At 70.0% G+C, this 18,826-nt stretch carries 17 protein-coding genes; 13 read left to right on the top strand and 4 right to left on the bottom strand.

What is annotated here, in order from left to right; all coding sequences use genetic code 11:
- Window positions 1–71 precede the first annotated feature (71 nt).
- The gene (locus tag C5E05_RS13710; protein WP_104342217.1) at window positions 72–1,097 is read right to left on the bottom strand and encodes a 2-hydroxyacid dehydrogenase; all 1,026 of its coding nucleotides are present in this window, start codon (window positions 1,095–1,097) and stop codon (window positions 72–74) included.
- 276 nt (window positions 1,098–1,373) lie between these two features.
- Between C5E05_RS13710 and C5E05_RS13705 the strand changes: the two genes are divergently transcribed.
- The 4 genes from C5E05_RS13705 to C5E05_RS13690 all read left to right on the top strand — a co-directional run bounded on the left by C5E05_RS13705 (window position 1,374) and on the right by C5E05_RS13690 (window position 5,888).
- Window positions 1,374–2,993: an ABC transporter substrate-binding protein gene (locus C5E05_RS13705; RefSeq protein WP_104240981.1), complete on the top strand. Its 1,620-nt coding sequence runs from the start codon at window positions 1,374–1,376 to the stop codon at window positions 2,991–2,993.
- 34 nt (window positions 2,994–3,027) lie between these two features.
- Complete coding sequence (locus C5E05_RS13700; RefSeq protein ID WP_104342216.1) at window positions 3,028–4,056, top strand: ABC transporter permease; 1,029 nt, start codon at window positions 3,028–3,030, stop codon at window positions 4,054–4,056.
- Window positions 4,049–5,089 carry an ABC transporter permease gene (locus C5E05_RS13695; RefSeq protein WP_104342215.1) on the top strand — a complete coding sequence of 347 codons (1,041 nt, stop codon included), beginning with the start codon at window positions 4,049–4,051 and terminating at the stop codon, window positions 5,087–5,089. The genes C5E05_RS13700 and C5E05_RS13695 overlap by 8 nt, the downstream gene beginning before the upstream one ends.
- Window positions 5,090–5,159: 70 nt before the next feature.
- Window positions 5,160–5,888, top strand: a complete 729-nt coding sequence (locus C5E05_RS13690; protein ID WP_104240984.1) for a sulfite exporter TauE/SafE family protein — start codon at window positions 5,160–5,162, stop codon at window positions 5,886–5,888.
- A 1,108-nt stretch (window positions 5,889–6,996) separates the two neighbouring features.
- Here C5E05_RS13690 and C5E05_RS13685 read toward each other — a convergent pair.
- From C5E05_RS13685 to C5E05_RS13675, 3 genes are all read right to left on the bottom strand, one after another.
- Window positions 6,997–7,971, bottom strand: coding sequence for a 2-hydroxyacid dehydrogenase (locus C5E05_RS13685; RefSeq protein WP_104342214.1), 975 nt, complete (start codon window positions 7,969–7,971; stop codon window positions 6,997–6,999).
- Window positions 7,972–8,012: 41 nt separating this feature from the next.
- Window positions 8,013–9,398, bottom strand: coding sequence for an enolase C-terminal domain-like protein (locus tag C5E05_RS13680; protein WP_104342213.1), 1,386 nt, complete (start codon window positions 9,396–9,398; stop codon window positions 8,013–8,015).
- Window positions 9,399–9,496: 98 nt separating this feature from the next.
- A complete protein-coding gene (locus C5E05_RS13675; protein WP_104240987.1) occupies window positions 9,497–10,456 on the bottom strand; it encodes a 5-dehydro-4-deoxyglucarate dehydratase in 960 nt (319 codons plus the stop codon).
- A gap of 147 nt (window positions 10,457–10,603) precedes the next feature.
- Here C5E05_RS13675 and C5E05_RS13670 point away from each other — a divergent pair, with 147 nt between their 5' ends.
- The 9 genes from C5E05_RS13670 to C5E05_RS13630 all read left to right on the top strand — a co-directional run bounded on the left by C5E05_RS13670 (window position 10,604) and on the right by C5E05_RS13630 (window position 18,781).
- Window positions 10,604–11,503, top strand: coding sequence for a LysR family transcriptional regulator (locus C5E05_RS13670; protein ID WP_104240988.1), 900 nt, complete (start codon window positions 10,604–10,606; stop codon window positions 11,501–11,503).
- Between the two features lie 161 nt (window positions 11,504–11,664).
- The gene (locus C5E05_RS13665) at window positions 11,665–12,993 is read left to right on the top strand and encodes an enolase C-terminal domain-like protein (protein ID WP_104342212.1); all 1,329 of its coding nucleotides are present in this window, start codon (window positions 11,665–11,667) and stop codon (window positions 12,991–12,993) included.
- Between the two features lie 65 nt (window positions 12,994–13,058).
- A complete protein-coding gene (locus tag C5E05_RS13660; protein ID WP_308471898.1) occupies window positions 13,059–14,870 on the top strand; it encodes an ABC transporter ATP-binding protein in 1,812 nt (603 codons plus the stop codon).
- 146 nt (window positions 14,871–15,016) lie between these two features.
- Window positions 15,017–15,301, top strand: coding sequence for a biopolymer transporter Tol (locus C5E05_RS13655; RefSeq protein WP_104307236.1), 285 nt, complete (start codon window positions 15,017–15,019; stop codon window positions 15,299–15,301).
- Between the two features lie 71 nt (window positions 15,302–15,372).
- A complete protein-coding gene (locus C5E05_RS13650) occupies window positions 15,373–15,774 on the top strand; it encodes an ethanolamine utilization protein (protein WP_104342211.1) in 402 nt (133 codons plus the stop codon).
- 20 nt (window positions 15,775–15,794) lie between these two features.
- The gene (locus C5E05_RS20210; RefSeq protein ID WP_181059594.1) at window positions 15,795–16,505 is read left to right on the top strand and encodes a dimethylamine monooxygenase subunit DmmA family protein; all 711 of its coding nucleotides are present in this window, start codon (window positions 15,795–15,797) and stop codon (window positions 16,503–16,505) included.
- Window positions 16,502–17,464 (top strand): PDR/VanB family oxidoreductase, encoded by a 963-nt coding sequence (locus C5E05_RS13640; protein WP_219819538.1) that lies wholly within the window; start codon window positions 16,502–16,504, stop codon window positions 17,462–17,464. The genes C5E05_RS20210 and C5E05_RS13640 overlap by 4 nt, the downstream gene beginning before the upstream one ends.
- The gene (locus C5E05_RS13635; RefSeq protein ID WP_104342210.1) at window positions 17,461–18,492 is read left to right on the top strand and encodes a DUF3445 domain-containing protein; all 1,032 of its coding nucleotides are present in this window, start codon (window positions 17,461–17,463) and stop codon (window positions 18,490–18,492) included. The genes C5E05_RS13640 and C5E05_RS13635 overlap by 4 nt, the downstream gene beginning before the upstream one ends.
- Before the next feature lie 88 nt (window positions 18,493–18,580).
- Entirely contained in the window at window positions 18,581–18,781 is a 201-nt protein-coding gene (locus C5E05_RS13630) for a hypothetical protein (RefSeq protein ID WP_104240994.1), read from the top strand.
- The last annotated feature ends 45 nt before the right edge of the window (window positions 18,782–18,826 follow it).

Below are 18,826 nucleotides of genomic sequence, written 5' to 3'. Positions count from 1 at the left end.
GAAACGACACCGACTCTGACACTGTTGAACGCCTCGTGTGGTCAGCTGCGCTCAGCGCCGAGCTGGCCTGCTCAGAGTTTCACGGGGGTGAGCAGGGTGCCGTTCTCGAGCCAGGATGCGAGGTTGTCGAGGACGAGCTGCCGCATGTCCGCTCGGGTCTCGACGGTCCCGCTGCCCAGGTGGGGGAGCAGGATGACGTTGTCGAGGTCGAGGAGCTCCTCTGGCACGTTCGGCTCGTCCGCGAACACGTCGAGGCCGGCTCCGCGAATCGTGCCGGCCGTCAGGGCGGCCACGAGCGCGTCCTCGTCGACGACGGAGCCACGGGAGATGTTCACGAGCACCCCGTCCGGGCCGAGCGCCTCGAGGACCTCTGCGGAGATGAGCTTCTGCGAGTCCGGCCCTCCCGCCGCGGCCACGACCAGGGCGTCGCTGCGGCGTGCGAGCTCGACGAGCGAGTCGACGTACGGGAACGGGGAGCCCGGGATCTCGCGGCGGTTGTGGTAGCTGATACGGCAGTCGAAGCCCTGCAGACGCTGCGCGATGGCGGAGCCGATCCGCCCGAGGCCGACGATGCCGACTCTGGTTCCCGTGAATCTGGTCGTGAGCGGGAAGTTGCCCGAGGCCCAGGAGCCGGCTCGCACGTAGCGGTCGGAGGCGCTGATGCCCCGGTACACGTCGAGCAGGAGCGAGAGGGCGGTGTCGGCGACGCAGTCGTTCAGGACGTCGGGGGTGTTGCTGAGCGCGATGCCGCGCTCGCGGGCTGCGACGGTGTCGGTCGTGTCGTAGCCGACCCCGAAGTTCACGATCGCCTCGAGGGCGGGGAGGCGGTCCATGAGCGCTGCGGACACGCCGAAGCGTCCGCCGGTGACGACGACGCGCACCTGCGTGAGCTCCTGCTCGCGCTCCGGTGTCAGCTCGTCGGCGACGGCCGAGATGCGTGGAGCGTCGAACTCGGCGATGAGCTCCTTCTCCAGCTGCGGCATGAGCGGTCCGACGCGCAGCACGGTGGCCGCAGTGCCGGGCGAGGGGGACACGGGCGTGGTGTCCGGCGAGCCGTTGGGAGCGGTGGCTGGGGTCGACGCGAGAGGGGTTTCCATGTCTGGATCGTAGGACGCACGACCGATGCTGGTCCAAGATGCACTTTGCATAGATTGATTCACTCGGAGCATTGATGCGTGTGTTGCCAGTAATCGCAAGGGAACGCGGGTCGCTAGTGTTGAGTCCGGCCCCGCGCCTCCCGCCGTCCCCCGCGGCTCCCTCGCTCAGCTCTGTTGACGCCGCCGAATCGGCGGACACAAGCTGAAGGCGTCTCAACGAGGAGAACCACTGACTCAGGGCAAGGCTCTCGAGTTCACAACACCGGAGGAACAACGATGTCTTCTTCACACGAACCGTCCCCGACCATCGGGCGATCCCCAGCTCACCGCCCGTCACGCGCACGCCGTCCCATCGCATCCGTCACCAAGGCCGTCGCCGTCGGGGCCGCCGCGCTGCTCCTCACGAGCTGCGCCGTCGCCAACTCGGACGGCGCCGCGGGCGGCACTGGCGGCGGAGCGGCCGGCGCGCTCCGGGTCGTCCTCCAGCAGGAGCCGCCGACGCTCGAGCCCTGCGAGGCGAACCTCACCTCGACGGGCGTCGTCGTGCGCTCGAACATCACGGAGCCGCTCATCGAGCGCAACCCCACGACGGGCGACCTCGACCCGCTGCTCGCGACCGAATGGGAGCAGACGAGCGACACCGAGTGGACCTTCACGCTGCGTGACGACGTGACCTTCCAGGACGGCACGCCCTTCGACGCCGAGGCTGCGGCCTTCTCGATCGACCGCGCCGTGAACAGCGACCTCGGCTGCAACGTCGAGGGCTACGTCTTCGGCGAGACCGACCTCGAGGTGAACGCGGTCGACGCGACGACGCTCACCGTCACGACGCCCGAGGCCGACCCCATCCTCCCCCTGAAGCTGTCCTTCATCGAGATCGTCCCGACCACGACGAGCACCACCGACAAGGTGCGCGAGCCCATCGGCACCGGCCCGTACCAGATCGGGCAGTGGGACGTGGGAACGAAGCTCACGCTGAACGCCTACGACGGCTACTGGGGCGACGCCCCCGCCTACCCGCAGGTCGACTACCAGTGGCGCGGCGAGGGCACGGTCCGTGCCGCCATGATCACGGGCGGCGAGGCCGACATCGCGATGGGCCTCAGCCCGGATGACGGCATCGGCGAGAACGGCGTCAGCTACCCGAACAACGAGACGATCGCGCTCCGCTTCTCGGGCGACATCGCGCCGCTGGATGACATCCGCGTCCGTCAGGCGATCAACTTCGCCGTCGACAAGGAGGGCATCATCTCCTCCCTCTACCCGAACGGCGACGTCGTCGCCTCGCAGCTGATCCCCGAGGGCGTCGTCGGACACAACGACTCGCTCGAGCCGTGGGCGTTCGACCTCGACAAGGCGAAGGCGCTCGTTGCCGAGGCCAAGGCCGACGGCGTGCCCGTGGACACGAAGATCACCCTCGTGACGCGGACGGCGCAGTTCCCGAAGGTCAACGAGCTCTCGCAGGTCCTGCAGGAGCAGCTCACCCAGGCGGGCCTGAACGTCGAGCTCCGCATGGTCGACACGACGCAGCACCTGCAGTACCAGCTGCGCCCGTTCGTCACGAACGAGGGCCCCATCGCGCTGCTCGTGCAGCACGGCAACCAGGCCGGTGACGCCCAGTTCACGGTCGACCAGTACATGAGCTCCACGGGAGCCCAGTCGACGTTCGGCACCCCCGAGTTCGACCAGAAGCTCGACGCTGCGGCGAAGACCTCCGGCGACGAGCGACAGACGGCGTACGAGCAGATCTTCGCCGACCAGAACGAGGAGATCGTGCAGTTCGCGCACATCGCGCACCAGACGGGCCTGCTCGGCATCGCGTCTGGCATCACCTACGAGCCGAACTCGGCGAGCGGCGACGAGCTGCGCATCGCCGAGGTGAAGCCAGCGGCCTGACGGCCGCCCGCCACCCCGGAGAAAGCAGCCGCTCATGTGGACCTATCTCAGAACCAGAATCGTCTCCAGCCTGCTGCCGCTCGTGGCCGTCGTCCTCGGCGTGTTCATCCTGGCTCGCCTCACCGGAAACCCGGCGAGCCTGTACCTGCCGCTCAACGCGACGGAGCAGATGAAAGAGGACTTCGCGGTCCGCAACGGGCTCGACCAGCCGCTGTGGATGCAGATCGTCAACTACTTCTCCGGGGTGCTGCGCTTCGACTTCGGCGAGTCCCTCCGAACGGGAGAGCCCGCAGCAGCCATGGTGCTGCGGGCCTTCCCGGCCACGCTGCAGCTGGCCGGCGTCACGATGCTCCTCACCGTGGTCCTCGCCGTCATCATCGGCAGCTGGGCGGCGCTCAAGCCCAACGGCGTCGCCGACCGCATCGCGAGCTTCTTCTCGATGGCCGCTGCCAGCGTTCCGGACTTCTGGCTGGCCATCATGGGCATCTGGATCTTCGCGATCACGCTCGGCTGGCTGCCCACTTCGGGCGTCGACAGCGGCGGGCTCTCCTGGATCCTCCCCATAGCGACGCTCATGCTGAGGCCCGTCGGTGTGCTCACGCAGATCGTCCGCGGCTCCATGGTGAGCGTGCTCGGGCAGCCGTTCATCAAGGTGGCCCGCAGCAAGGGCGCAGGCCAGCTCCGGGTCGTGTTCAAGCACGCGCTGCGCAACGCGGCGGCCCCAGCTCTGACGGTGGCGGGTGACCTCACGGTCGGCCTCATCAACGGCGCGGTCGTCGTCGAGACGATCTTCGGCTGGCCCGGCATCGGGAAGCTCATGATCGACTCGATCCTGCAACGCGACTTCGCCGTGCTGCAGGCCGCCGTGCTCATCACGGCCCTGTCGATCTTCATCCTCAACATCCTCATCGACCTCGGCTACGCGCTCCTCGACCCGCGGGTCAGGCCCGCCGCGAAGCAGTCGCGCATCCGCCCGACGACCAAGGACGACAAGCGGGACGCGGCCGGAGCTGCCGCTCGCACCTCCGGCAGCAACGCAGAGAAGGGCAAGGCGCATGTCTGACCCCCAGAACCCACCGATCTCGGGCGGCCCGAGCACGGGAGCCGCCCCGCAGCAGCCCCCCGCGACGACGAACGTGCTCCTGCAGAGGGAGAAGCGCGAGCGGAACGTCGCCGAGCGGCCCTCCATGTTCACGCTGCTGCTCAAGGACAAGGTCGCGACGGTCGCGGCCGCCGTCCTCGCCGTCGTGGCCGTCGTGGCGGTCTTCGGCCCGCTCATGGTGGGCGAGCTCGCGTCGAAGCAGGACCTCACGGCGATCAACCTGGCCCCGTTCAGCCTCGACAACGGCTGGGCGTTCATCCTCGGCAGCGACTCGCTCGGCCGCAGCATGCTGGCGCGCCTCGTCATCGCGACGGGGACGACGCTCGGCGTCGCGGTGCCCGCCGTGCTCGTGGCGCTCATCATCGGCTCCATCTGGGGCGTCTGGGCCGGCTACTTCCGGGGCTGGCGCGAGTCGGTGTCGATGCGCATCGCCGACATCATCATGAGCTTCCCGTCGCTGCTGCTCGCCGTCGTCATCCTGTACGTCTTCAACCCGAGCCTCGCGAACATCGTGGCGGTGCTCGCGCTGACCCGCATCCCGATCTACCTGCGTACCGCGCGGGCCGAGGCCGCTGAGCTGCGTTCGCGCATGTTCGTGGATGCGGCGACCAACTTCGGGACCAAGCCGCGGAGCATCATCTTCCGCCACATCGTGCCGAACGTCGTGCCGACCCTCGTCACGCTCGCGACGCTCGAGTTCTGCTACGTCATGCTCGCGGAGTCGTCGCTGAGCTTCCTCGGCATCGGCGTGCAGTCGCCAGACGTCAGCTGGGGCCTCATGGTGGCGCAGGGACGCCAGTACCTGCAGCAGGCGTGGTGGCTCTCGGTGCTTCCCGGCCTCGCGATCGTCATCACGGCCGTCGCCGCGAACGTGCTGGCCTCCTGGCTGCGCATCGCGACCGACCCGAACCAGAAGTGGCGCCTCATGCAGAAGGCCACCAAGGTGAAGCGCCGCCCGGCGCTCCCCACGCGCGAGCCCGCCGGCGAGGTGTGAACCTCATCCAGGATCTGCAGTCTGAGCCTGCGGTTGGCGCCGCAGTCACCCACTCGGCCGGAGTCGCACGATGACTCCGGCCGAGTGGGTTGCGCTCGTCGTCATCTTCCTCGCCGCCTCCTGCCTGCAGGCCGGCATCGGCTTCGGGATGGGGATGCTCGCGGCCCCGTTCATCGCGCTCATCGACCCGGCCCTCCTGCCGGCGACCGTCATCATCATGTCGATCCTCCTCACCTCGATCGTGACGGTCGCCGAGAAGGACTCGCTCGACCTGCGGGGCGCGGGCTGGGCCCTCGTCGGCCGCGTTCCCGGCAGCGTCGCGGGGGCGCTGCTCGTCACGGTCATGGCACCCGCCGTCCTCTCGTGGGTGGTGGTCGCGACCGTCGTCACCGGTGTCGTGTTCTCGCTGCGCGGATGGGCCCCGAAGGTCACCAGGTGGTCGCAGATCGTGGCGGGTGCCGCATCCGGCGTCATGGGCACCACCACCTCCATCGGCGGGGCGCCCATGGCCATCATCTGGCAGGGCTCGGACTCGGCTCGTCTGCGCGGCACGCTGTCGGCGTTCCTGCTCGTCGGGTCGATCATCTCGTTCGGCCTGCTGCTCGCCTTCGGCGCGGTCGCCCCGCAGACGTGGCTCGTCGTCGTGTGGATGATCCCCGTCGTCCTGCTCGGCTTCGTCGCGAGCAGGTTCATCACCCCGCATCTCGACAAGACGCGCACGAAGCGGCTCGCGCTCGGCGCGTCCCTCCTCGGCTGCGTGCTCCTCGTGGCGACGCAGCTCGTGCAGCTGCTCGCCTGAGCGCTCGCGCCCGCGCCCGCGCCTGTGTCTGCTTCTGTGTCCGCTCCCTTGCGGCGCAGACCTAGGGTTCGCGCATTCTGCAGGGCAGCCGTTGACGTCGAACCCCCAGGTCTGGAGTGGTGCCGGGCATGCTGTGCAGACTCTGGGGTTGCGCACCTGCTGGGCCGGGCGTGGGTGCTGAAGTCCCAGGTCTGTCGGGGCGCGGGGGCGTGCTGCGCAGACCGTGGGGTTGCGCACGCGTCGGGCCGGGCGCGCTATGCAGACCTGGGGGTTGCGGACGTGTTGGGCTGCGCGTGGGTGCTGACGTCCCAGGTTTGTGGGGGTCGCGGGGGCGCGCCGTGCAGACCGTGGGGTTGCGCACGCGTCGGGCCGGGCGCGCTATGCAGACCTGGGGGTTGCGGACGTGTTGGGCTGCGCGTGGGTGCTGAAGTCCCAGGTTTGTGGGGGCGCGGGGCGCGCCGTGCAGATATGGGGGTTGCGCACGTGTTGGGCCGGGCGTGGGTGCTGACGTCCCAGGTCTGTGGGGGTCGCGGGGGCGCGCCGTGCAGACCGTGGGGTTGCGCACGCGTCGGGCCGGGCGCGCTATGCAGACCTTGGAGTTGCGCACGTGTTGGGCCGGGCGTGGGTGCTGACGTCCCAGGTTTGTGGGGACGCGGGGCGTGTTGTGCAGACCTGGGGGTTGCGGACGTGTTGGGCTGCGCGTGGGTGCTGAAGTTCCAGGTTTGTGGGGACGCGGGGCGTGCTGTGCAGACCTGGGGGTTGCGCACCTGCTGGGCCGGGCGTGGGTGCTGACGTCCCAGGTCTGTGGGGGCGCGGGGGTGTGCTGTGCAGACATTGGGGTTGCGCACGCGTTGGGCCGGGCGTGCTGTGCAGACCTGGGGGTTGCGCGCTTGTTGGGCTGCGCGTGGGTGCTGAAGTCCCAGGTTTGTGGGGGCGCGGGGGCGTGCTGTGCAGACCTGGGGGTTGCGCACGCGTTGCGCTGCGCGTGGGTGCTGAATCCACAGGTCTGGGCGACCGGGCGGACGCGCACGCACCGCAGCATCCGCGACACCATCTCCCCGTGAGCCTGCGGCAGGGGAGGGGCAGTGGCAGGGGTCAGGGAATGGGGCTAGCGGATGACGCGCTCCAGGGGCAGGCCGGCCGCGCGCAGGTCGATGTTGCGCGCGATGTCGGCGGCCCGCAGCTCGAAGACCTGGCGGGCGTGGCCGGAGTGGTGAGGCGTGAGCACGGTGTTGGCGAGGGGCGAGAAGCGCTCGACCGACGCGGGAGCGTGGCCGTCCGCATCCGGAGCTCCCCACCACACGTCGATGCCGGCGCCGGCGATGCGTCCCTCGGCGAGCGCGTCGAAGAGGGCGTCCTCGTCGACGACCCCGCCGCGCGCGACGTTGATGAGCACCAGCTCGGGCTTCGCGGCGGCGAGCTCGGCGGCGCCGATCGTGCCGCGTGTGCGCTCCGAGAGGGGGATGGAGACGACGAGCACGTCGGACGCCGCCACGAAGCCGAGCATCCGGTCTGGCCCGAAGACCTCCGCGAGGTCGATCCCGTCGGGGCGGGGAGCATCCGGCCGCTGCCGGAGCGCGATGAGGCGCATGCCGAGGGCCTGCGCGAGGCGACCCACCTCGGTGCCGATCTCGCCGACCCCGAGGAGCCCGAGGGTGGTTCCGCGCAGCATCGGGTGGAAGGGGACGCTCGCGTCGTTGCCGATGGTGCGCCACTCGCCCGCGCGCATCTGCGCATCCGCCTGCAGGGCGCGCCGGCGCAGCATGAGCGCCGTCATGACGACGTGCTCGGCGATGGCCGCGCCGTGATGGCCGGTGTTGCAGATCGTCACCCCCGGTGGCAGGGCGTCGACGCTCACGCGGTCGGCCCCCGCGCCGGTGACGTGGAGGAGCGCGTCGGGTCGGAGTGACGACGCCTGCTGGGCGGTGAGCACGGAGGCGATGACGATGTCGGCCCCGCGGAGCGCGCTTTCCAGCTCCGCGGGGCCGAGCTCGGCCGCGAAGCTCCATTCGTGCTCCCGCTCGGTGCGGGCGAGGAGCTCCGCGAAGCGGGCGATGATCGGGTCGGTCACGAGGATGCGCATGGCGGTCTCCGGCTCTCTCGAAGGGGCGGCGGGGCTCGCGGCTACCAGCGTGGGCTGGCGACGGTGTAGTCGGGCTGGAAGCGCTGCATGTAGCCGGTGTCGTCGCGCTGCGTGATGCCGCTCGCCAGGAACTGCTCGTGCAGCTTCGCGAGGCCGTCCTCGTCGAGCTCGACGCCGAGGCCGGGGCCTGTCGGCACCCGGACGGCGCCGTTCACGAACGAGAGGTCGTGCGTGACGATGTCCTCGTCTGTCTGCTTCCACGGCCAGTGGGTGTCGCACGCGTAGCTGAGCGATGGGGTCGCGGAGGCGAGGTGCACCATGGCGGCGAGGCTGATGCCCAGGTGCGAGTTGGAGTGCATGGACAGGCCCCAGTCGAGCGACTCGGCGAGCCCGCCGAGGGTGCGCGAGCGGGTGAGCCCACCCCAGAAGTGGTGGTCGGAGAGCACGATGTCGATGGAGCCCTGCTCGACGGCGGGCTTCACGTCGGCGAAGCTCACGACGCACATGTTGGTGGCGAGCGGCAGCGTCGTGCCGCGGCGCACCTCGGCCATGCCGGCGAGGCCGGGGGTCGGGTCCTCGAGGTATTCGAGCGAAGATTCGAGGGCCTTGGCGACGCGCAGCGACGTGTCGACACTCCAGGCGGCGTTCGGGTCGAGTCGGAGCCCGAGGTTTGGGAAGGCGTCGGCGAGGGCGAGGATCGCGGCGATCTCCTGGTCGGGTTCGAAGACGCCGCCCTTGAGCTTGAGGGCCGTGAAGCCGTAGCCGTCCACCAGCTGGCGTGCCTGCTCGACGATGCCCTCGGGGGTGAGGGCTTCGCCGAACTCGTCGTCGCCAGCGCCGGGATGGCCGGCCCACTTGTAGGACCCACTCGGAGCAGGGGGATGGCCGGCCCACTTGTAAAACAAGTAGCCGCTGAAGGCGACCTCCGGCCGGAGGGCGCCCCCGAGGAGCGAGCTGACTGGCACTCCGAGGATCTTGCCCTGCAGGTCGAGGGCGGCGACGTCGAAGGGGGAGAGGACGCGGTCGGCGGTGCTCGACCCGGTCACCATGCCGCTCATGCCGTGCCCGCCCTGCGAGGTGTCGGCGACGAGGGCCGCGGCCACCTGGAAACGCAGCCGGTTGGTGTCGAACACGTTCACGCCGACGACGGCATCCGCGGCGAGGGAGAGACGGTGCAGGTGGGGTGCATCCCCGTAGGTCTCGCCGAGGCCCGTGAGCCCGGCTCGTGTCCGGACCTGCACGATCGCGCGCAGCGCGTACGGCTCGTGGACGCCGACCGTGTTCAGCAGCGGCGGGTCCTTGAAGGCGACCGGCGTGATCGTGACGCTCGCGATCTCGTTCCCGGGGCTCCGGTCGAAGGGCTGTGGGAGCCCGGTCTCTGCTGCTGAAGCGGCTGCGGTCTGCGTGGTTGTGCTCGACGCGGTCATGTCGTCTCCCTCGGTTCGTCGTTGAACGTCGCGGTCGGTGGTCAGATGGGCGCACCCGATTGTGCCCGACGGCACAATCGGGTGCCCTCAGCTCAGCGTCAGGCGACGGTGGCTGCGACGCGGTCCTGCTCCGTGGGGGAGTCGGCGCGCTTCGCGAGGAGTGCCCTCGTGTCGTCGATGAGTCGCTTCAGCTCGGTGACGTGCTCCGGCTTTGCGTCGATGAGGGGCGCGCGCACGTGGCCGGCGTCGATGCCCGACAGCTTGGTGGCTTCCTTGACGAGCGAGACGGCGTACCCGGGAACCGAGTTCCGGAGGCGGACGAGCGGGTGGTAGAAGCTGCGGTTGAGCTCGGCGAGGCGTTCCTTGTCGCCCGACTCAACCGCGTCGTAGAACGCCAGGGCGATGTCGGGGGCGAACGCGAAGGACGCGGAGGAATACAGGGGCACGCCGATGGCCTTGTAGGCCTCCTGCGCGATCTCGGCGGTGGGGAGGCCGTTGAAGAAGAGGAAGTCCTCGCCGCGCGACTGGGCGTCGTCGGTGACGGACCGCACGATGCGCGACATGAGGTCGATGTCGCCGACGCCGTCCTTGAGGCCGATGACGTTCGAGATGCGCGAGACGGTGACGGCGCTGTGCTCGTCGAAGCGGGCGGTGCTGCGGTGGTAGACGATGACGGGGAGCGTCGTGGCCCCGGCGACCTCCTCGACGTAGGCGACGAGCCCCTCGCTCGGGCCTGCGACGAGGTAGGGCGGGAGGAGGAGGATGCCGTCGGCGCCGACGGCTTCCGCACTGCGCACCTGCGCCTTGGCGTCGGCGACCGTGCCGCCGGCTCCCGCGAAGACGGGGGTCGCCTTCTTGGTGGTCTTCACGGCGGTGTCGACGACGGTCGTGTACTCGTCGAGGCTCAGGGCGTGGAATTCGCCGGTGCCGCAGGCGATGAAGATGCCGCCGGGCTCGTGGGCGAGGCCCTGCTCGAGGTGCTGCGCGAGGGCTGCGACATCGACGGCATCGTCAGCCGTGAAGGGGGTGACCGGGAAGAAGAGGATTCTGTCGAGCACGTCGATCTCCTTAGTTGCGTGTCTCCGCGGTGCGTCGTTGCACGGTGCGGCTGTTCCGAGTTGTTTGCCCGGCTATCTGCGACGCTATGGTCTTATGGATGCGCAAACAAACTAAAGTGTGGATGAATCAATGTTGGGAGTGAATTGATGTTTACCCTGGTCCAGCTTGAGTGCTTCGTCGCCGTCGCCGAGGAACTGCACTTCGGGGCGGCCGCCGAGCGGCTCCGGATGACGCAGCCGCCCATCAGTCGTCAGATCCAGCAGCTCGAGCGCGAGCTCGACACGCAGCTGTTCGTGCGCACGAGCCGCCGGGTCGCGCTCACGGAGGCGGGGCGCACGCTGCTGCCGAGTGCTCGCAAGCTCATCGACCTCTCGGCGAAGGCGGCCGCCGACGTCCGCGCGGTCGGCGAGGGCGCGACGGGTACGCTCACGGTGGGCTACACGGCGGTCGCCGCGCACAGCGTGCTCCCCAAGCTGCTTCGGGCGGCGGCCGAGGAGCTGCCGGGCCTCCAGCTCATCCTGCAGGAGTCGGTGACCGTCGACCAGATGGATGAGCTCGAGCGCGGGACGGTCGACATCGGCCTGCTGCGTCCCATGCGCGACCGGCCTGGCGTGCAGTCGACGACGGTGCTGACGGAGCGTCTGGTCCTCGCCCTCCCGAAGGGCTCGAGGCTCGCGGAGTTCAGCGGACCCATCTTCCTGAGCGACCTCAACGACGAGGCGCTGCTCATGTACTCGCCGGGCGGTGCGCGCTACTTCCACGACCTGCTGCTCAGCATGTTCGTCGCCTCCTCGAGTCACCCGCGCATCGTGCAGTACGCGGGCCAGGTTCCCGCGCTGCTCGCCCTCGTGAACGCCGGCATCGGCGTGGCCCTCATCCCAGAGTCGGCGACGCAGCTCGCCCCGGATGGGGTCATCTGCCGGCCGGTCGCCGACGGCGACCGCTCCGAGCCCTACAACCGCGTGCATCTCGATATCGCGTGGCGCGAGGATTCCGAGAACCCCCTCGTGAAGGCGGTCGTCGAGCTCATGCAGCGCCACGCGTGAGCCGCCGGGGCCAGGGTCGGGCTTTCGCGATCAATGCCGAAGGCGCATCCGATCATGCCGAATTCGCCCTCGATCGAATGGATGCTGCTCTTTAGAGTGGCAATACGGCACCGTGGCCAACGCCACGCGTGACCAGTCAGCGCGGCGATGGAGGCGGAGCTATGAACCAGGTGACGGTCGAGAAGTGGGACGTGATTCCCGTGGCGGGCCACGACAGCATGCTGCTGAATCTCAGCGGAGCCCACGCGCCCCTCTTCACACGCAACCTCGTGAAGCTCACGGACAGCGACGGGCGCGTCGGCATCGGCGAGGTGCCGGGCGGTGAGAGCATCCGCTCCACGCTCGTGGCCTCCGCGGAGCTCATCGTCGGCAGGCCGGTCGCCGACTACCGGGCGATCCTCCGCAGCATCAATGAGGAATTCGCCTGGCAGGACAGCGCGGGTCGCGGCGCGCAGACGTTCGACCTCCGCACCACCGTGCACGTCGTCACCGCCTGGGAGTGCGCTCTGCTCGACCTCCTCGGCCAGCAGCTCGGCCTCCCCATCTCGTCCCTCCTGGGCGAGGGCAGGCAGCGCGAGACGGTCGACGTGCTCGGCTACCTCTTCTTCGTCGGCGACCCCGACGCCACTGGCCTCGACTACCTGCGCGGCGACGACGACAGCGACGCCTGGGGTCGGGCGCGGCGCGAGACGGCGCTCGACAGCGACGGGGTCGTCCGACTCGCGACGGCGGCGCAGGAGCGCTACGGGTTCCGCGACTTCAAGCTGAAGGGCGGCGTGCTGGAGCCATCCGTCGAGGCTGGGGTCGTCACCGACCTCGCCGCCGCGTTCCCGGATGCCCGCATCACGCTCGACCCGAACGGCTCCTGGCCGCTCGCGGAAGCCCTGCGCCTCGGCCCGGACCTCAAGCGAGTCCTCGCCTACGCCGAGGACCCGGTCGGCGCCGAGAGCGGCTACTCGGGCCGTGAGGTCATGGCCGAGTTCCGCCGTGCGACGGGCATGCGGACGGCCACGAACATGATCGCGACCGACTGGCGCGAGCTCGGCCACGCCATCCGCTCGCAGGCCGTCGACATCCCGCTCGCCGACCCGCATTTCTGGACCATGAGCGGCTCCGTGCGCGTCGCGCAGCTCTGCGACGAGCTCGGCCTCACCTGGGGCTCCCACTCCAACAACCACTTCGACGTGAGCCTCGCCATGTTCACGCACGTCGCGGCCGCCGCGCCGGGAACGCCGACGGCCATCGACACGCATTGGATCTGGCAGGACGGGGAGGAGCTCACGACGGCCGCCCCGAAGATCGAGGACGGCGTCATCCGCGTGCCGACGGCCCCCGGCCTCGGGGTCACGCTCGACGACGACGCCGTCCGCCGCGCGCACGAGCTCTACCTGGGTCTCGAGAACTCGGCGCGCGACGATGCGTTCGCGATGAAGACCTTCATGCCCGAGTGGGCATTCCACCCGAAGCGGCCGGCGCTCGTCCGCGCCTAGCGGGCGACGCACGAGCACCCAGAGCAACCAATCCAACACGACGAGGTGTGAGAATGGACCAGCGAATGACGCAGCAGCAGCTCCAGGCCGAAGAACTGGCCGAGGCGGCGGGGCGAGCCGAGGCTCCCCAGCCCGATCTGGTGGCGAACGACGACAAGGCCGGGAGGCCCATGCTCCTCTCCGTGCGCGACCTCTGCATCTCCTACGGCATCGGCGGCCGAGCCGTCGACGCGGTGCGGGGTGTCTCCTTCGAGCTGTACGCGGGGGAGGTCCTCGCGGTCGTGGGGGAGTCGGGCTCCGGCAAGAGCACCGTCGCGCACGCGCTCATCAACCTGCTCGCCCCCAACGCGACCGTGACGTCGGGCGAGATCAAGTTCGACGGTGAGCCCATCCAGGGGTTCAGCGACGCGCAGTGGCGCGGCATCCGCGGTCGCCGCATCGGGCTCGTCCCGCAGGACCCGGCCCTGTCGCTCAACCCGACGACGAAGGTCGGCGCGCAGGTCGCGGAGCCGCTGCTCATCCACGGACTCGCGAGCCGGAAGGACGCCCACGCCGAGGCGGTGCGCCTGCTCGACATGGCGGGGCTCACCGAGCCCGCCGCTCGCGCGCAGCAGTACCCGCACGAGTTCTCCGGCGGCATGAAGCAACGCGCGCTCATCGCGACGGCGCTCGCAGGTCAGCCCGAGATGGTCATTGCCGATGAGCCAACGAGTGCGCTCGACGTGACGGTGCAGAAGCAGATCCTCGACCACATCGACTCTCTTGTGCAGGAGCTGGGCACCGCGGTGCTCATGATCACGCACGACCTCGGGGTCGCCGCCGACCGCGCCGACCGCATCATCGTCATGCGCAAGGGGGAGATCGTCGAGACGGGCACCGCCGACGACGTCATGCTCCGACCGCAGCACGACTATACGAAGAAGCTCCTGCGCGCGGCGCCCAGCCTCCACAGCCACGAGGCGCGCACCGTGCTCGTGACGGACAAGGCGACGGGCAGGGCCGCAGGCGCGGTGACGGGAGCGGCCGCGGGGGCGAAGGGCGGGCAGGCAACGGATGCGCGTGCCGGCGTTCCCGACATCAGCTCGCCGCTCCTGCGGGTCGAGAACCTCACGAAGGAGTTCGCCCTGCCCGGTGGGCGCGGCGGCAAGAAGACCCTGACGGCCGTCGACAACATGAGCTTCGACCTGCACCGCGGCGAGACGCTCGCGGTGGTCGGGGAGTCCGGGTCGGGCAAGAGCACGACCGCGCGGCTCGTGCTGCGCCTCGAGAAGCCCACCTCCGGCCGAATCGTCTTCGACGACCAGGACATCACCGACCTCGAGGGGGAGCGCCTGCGTGCGCTCCGCCGCAGGTTCCAGATGGTCTACCAGAGCCCGTACGCCTCCCTCAACCCGCGCTTCTCGATCGAGCAGCTCATCGCGGAACCGCTTGTCTCGTTCAAGCTCGGCGACTCGAAGTCGCGCGCGAAGCGGGTGCGAGAGCTCCTCGACCAGGTTGCGCTGCCGCAGCTCTTCCTCAACCGCGGGCCCGACGAGCTCTCCGGCGGTCAGCGCCAGCGCGTGGCGATCGCGCGGGCGCTCGCCCTCGAGCCGGAGTTCATCGTCCTCGACGAGGCCGTCTCGGCGCTCGACGTCTCGGTGCAGGCGCAGATCCTCGACCTGCTCACCGAGCTCCAGCAGGAGAACGACCTCACCTACCTGTTCATCACGCACGACCTCGCGGTCGTCGCGCAGATCTCCGACCGGGTCGCGGTCATGAAGAACGGGGTGCTCGTCGAGCTCGGGAAGACCGGGGACATCCTCATGAAGCCGCAGGAGCCGTACACCCGCAAGCTCATCGACGCCATCCCCGGGCACGGGAGCTCGCACGCCGCGTAGGCTCGGCGCCCATGGGCGACGACGGAGACGAGGGCCGCGGAGGCCGTGCCGCTGAGCAGCATGATGCCGGTGCCAAGGGTACCGAGGCTGCGCAGGAGGGCAACGCTGGGCAGGGCGGGGACGCTGCGCAGGACGACGAGCGGTGGCTGGTCGTCAAGGGTCGACGCTGGCGGCGCACCGACCCGGCGCTGCCTGTGGACATGGTGGAGCGCCTGAAGTCGCATCTCGGGCGCGGCCGTTCCGGGGTCGGTGCTGCGAAGCGCCGAGGTGACGATGCCGCGGTGGCGGAAGCCCGGACGAGGGTCGGCCTTGCCAAGCACGGGCTCGGGGAGCGCGGCCCGCGCTGGTGGGAGGAGCCGGAGGAGGCACGTCTGCAGCGCGCCCGGGAGGCGCTCACGGATCTCGATGCCCTCGACGAGTCGGGCACCTGAGGACTCGACCGCCACACGATCGACCACCACTGTTTACACGTGGGAAACTGTGTTCACTCGATACTTGGTTCATGAGCACTGAATTCCTGAGCGTCGACGCCGTGACCACCGCCGTACCGCGGTTCCGGGTGACCCCGGACTTCTGGTCCGAGCTGCCCCGGATGCCGCTCGAGCAGTATCCGGGCACCGACGGCTACATCGCGGACGTCTACTCGAACCCCGACGGCTCCGCCATGTCGGCGGGCTACTTCGCGTTGAACCACACCGATGCGCCGCTCGACTACTTCTACGACTACGACGAGATGAAGGTCGTGCTCTCCGGCACGTTCCGCCTCGAGAACGTCGACACGGGGCAGGTCTCGTTCGCGGGCCCGCGGGACGCGATCTTCTTCCCGAAGGGATCGCGCATCCTCTTCAGCACCGAGGATTCGGCGCTCGCGTTCTACGTCGGCCACCGCTCCGTCGCGCCCTGACCATGATGGAGGCGACAGCCGTGGAACCGGTGGCAGGCGCTGAGGCGGTCGAGGCCGAAGTCGCCCCGGGTGTGAGCCCGGCCGCGACGAGCTCGTCCCGCTGGCGGCGGCTGCTGGCCGCGGGGAGCAGCCGGGACACGCATCCCGACCTGGGTGAGGATGCTCGCGCCCGCTGCATCACGTTCCTCGTCGACACGGCGGATGTCGCCGATACCGGCGCCGGTATCGTCGTCGAGCTCGGGGATGTGGCCTCGCCCGCATCCCGAGCACGGATCGACGCCGCGCTCGCGCGAGCCCGGACCGGGTGGCGATTCCGCGTCGGCGGCGACGAGGCCGCTCTCGGTGCACTGCGGGCGATCCTGCACGAGGCCGGTGTCCTCGACGAGGAGATCGAGTTCGTGCTGGCGGCGCCCCGGCAGACCGACGCGCAGGTCACGGTCTACTGCGGTCACTGTCACGCGAAGACGCGCACGGCGGCGGCGCAGACGAGCAGTCCGGCGGATTCGGCGCAGCAGGCCGCGCTGGCCGAGCTGGTGGCCTGCGGGGGATGCGGCATCGCGCTCACCGTGTACTACCACTATTCGCGTCGCCAGGGCGCGTACCTGGGGTACTTCGCCGCCGCAGAGCAGGGCAGTGCCGAGCAGGAGCCTGCCGGTCAGGACCCTGCCGAGCACCCCTCGGCGGGTCGACGCCCCGTCACGCGTGAGCGCTCAGAACTGGCCCTCGCGTGAGCGGCGCCGTCCTCGACATGGTCGTCGCCGGTGTCAGCGAGCTCTGCGTCGGCGTCCGCGCCATCGAGCTGCGGGATCCGGAGGGCCGCGTGCTGCCGTCGTTCGCGCCGGGGAGCAGCATCGCGGTGCAGCTCGGCGACGGGTCGCGCAACTCCTACTCGCTGACCGGCCCCGGTCGCCGCCCCGACCACTACTCCGTCTCGGTGCGGCTCGACGACCGAGGGCGAGGCGGGTCGCGGTGGATGCACGATCGCAGGATCGGCGACCCCGTCACGGTCAGCGTGCCCTCGAGTGCGTTCCCGCCCGTGCTGTCCGCCCGGCATCACCTGCTCGTCGCCGGCGGCATCGGCGTCACGCCGATCCTGTCCCATGCGAGGGCGGCGGCCGAGTGGGGTCGCTCGTTCGAAGTGGTCTACGCGTTCGGCGACGGCGGGGGTGCGCACCGTGAGGAGCTCGAGCGCCTCAGCGGCGGGCGTCTCACCGTGTGCGGCAGCAGGACCGCGTTGAGCGAGCACCTCGACCAGGCGCTCCTCGACCAGCCCCTCGGTGCCCACCTCTACGTGTGCGGGCCGGTGGCCATGATCGACGCCGTCCGCAGGGCGGCGCTCGCCGCCGGGTGGCCCGCGGCGCGCATCCACGCTGAGGCCTTCACGGCTCCAGAGCTCGAGCCAGGCGAGGCGTTCGACGCGCGGCTCCTGGGCCTCGGTCGGACGATCCGCGTCGAGTCGGGCACGACGCTCCTCGACGCCCTGCTCGCCGAGAACGTTCCGGTGCCGAACCTCTGCAGGCAGGGCGTCTGCGGTGAGTGTCGCGTCGGCGTCCGACCGGCGCGCGGTGCGGAGATGGCCGGCATCGAGCACCGCGACAGCTTCCTCACCGAAGAGGAGAAGGGCCGCGGCGACTGCCTCATGCCGTGCGTCTCCCGCCCGAGAGGCGAGATCCTGGAGCTTGAACTGTGACCGCATTCGCCGCCCGCGAGGTCGACCATTCGGTCGCCGTCGCCGGATTCCCCTTCCCGTTCCCCAAGGAGACCTACCGGTACAGCACGAACGTGGAGCCCGCCTCGGTGCCCCGTGCGACGCCGGTCGGCTCCTGGGGCGAGCATCCGGTCGACATCGACCATGCCTACCGCGGCGAGCTCGCTGAGCGGGCCCGCATCCTCAGCGCCGACCCCTCGCGGCTGCAGTGCCTGCCGCACATGGTGCCCGCCGCATGGGATGCGATGTTCGTGCTCATGGAGCGGCTCTCCGAGGCCTACCCCGAGCACATGAGCCTCACGCGTGAGGGCGGGGGCTGGCACTGGCACAACGGACTCCTCGGCATCGACCGCTGCTTCGCGGTCGGTGAGTCCTCCTCGATGCCGGAGGGGCCCCTCGGGTTCATCGGCCAGCAGATGCAGGAGGACGTCGTGCTCCTCGACCAGCGCGACGACGAGCTCTGGGCCGACGCCGGGCTCGTGACGTTCGCTGCGGACTGGTCGTTCGGCTTCGACGTGGGCATGTCGTTCCTCGAGATCCACGGGCCGGTGCCTCGCGTGCACGACGAGGGGGTCATCCCTCGGGCCAAGGCGTTTCTCCTGCGGCTCGAGCCTGGTCAGAGCTACCGCCGCACGAACTGGACCCTGACCGTGGATGGGAAGCTGGACACGTCGACGGAGACGTACCCCGAGTGGGGGCCGGACAGGACCTCGCTCGTCGACGGGCCGATCGCGGACGTCGGCACGCGACTCCACCTTCGAACCGAGGTGCAGCACCTCATCCGCCTGCCAGAGTCGAACGCCATCATGTTCCTGATCCGCAGCTACCTGCTGCCGTTCGCGGCGCTCGCGACGGTGCCGGAGTGGGCGGTGCGGACGGCGGATGTGCTCGAGGAGCTCCCGGAGGACATGGCCGAGTACAAGGGCGTGAGTCGCACGCGCGAGGTGGGCATCCGCTGGCTGCGGGAGTTCGGCGGAGCCTGCGATGGCGAGGCCGCAGGGGCTGCCTAACTGCTCTGCTGGCTGCTGGCCGCCGGTCAGGTCAGCCAGCGCTCACGCTCACGGCGGTGGCGTCGGGCTGCTGTGTAGCCTTGCCGTCATGGCTGATGCTGACCAGGTCCCATCCGAACTCGCCGACGAGACTGAGCCGCCAGCGCTCACCCAGCAGGAACGCGCCGAGGCGACGCTCCGGTCGATCATGTCGGGCGGCAACCTGACCGCCGAGACCATGAAGCTCTCGAACGAGTTCACCGACCGCCACGTGTCACGCCTGAAGGCGCTCTTCCGGCGCTCGCCCTAGCAGGTGCGGGCTGGCGGCCGGAGGCGAGGAGCGATCTCGGGCAGG

The organism is Pseudoclavibacter sp. AY1H1 (assembly GCF_002931055.1).
GTDB lineage: Bacteria > Actinomycetota > Actinomycetes > Actinomycetales > Microbacteriaceae > Pseudoclavibacter.
This window is presented reverse-complemented; position numbering and strand designations above follow the sequence as displayed.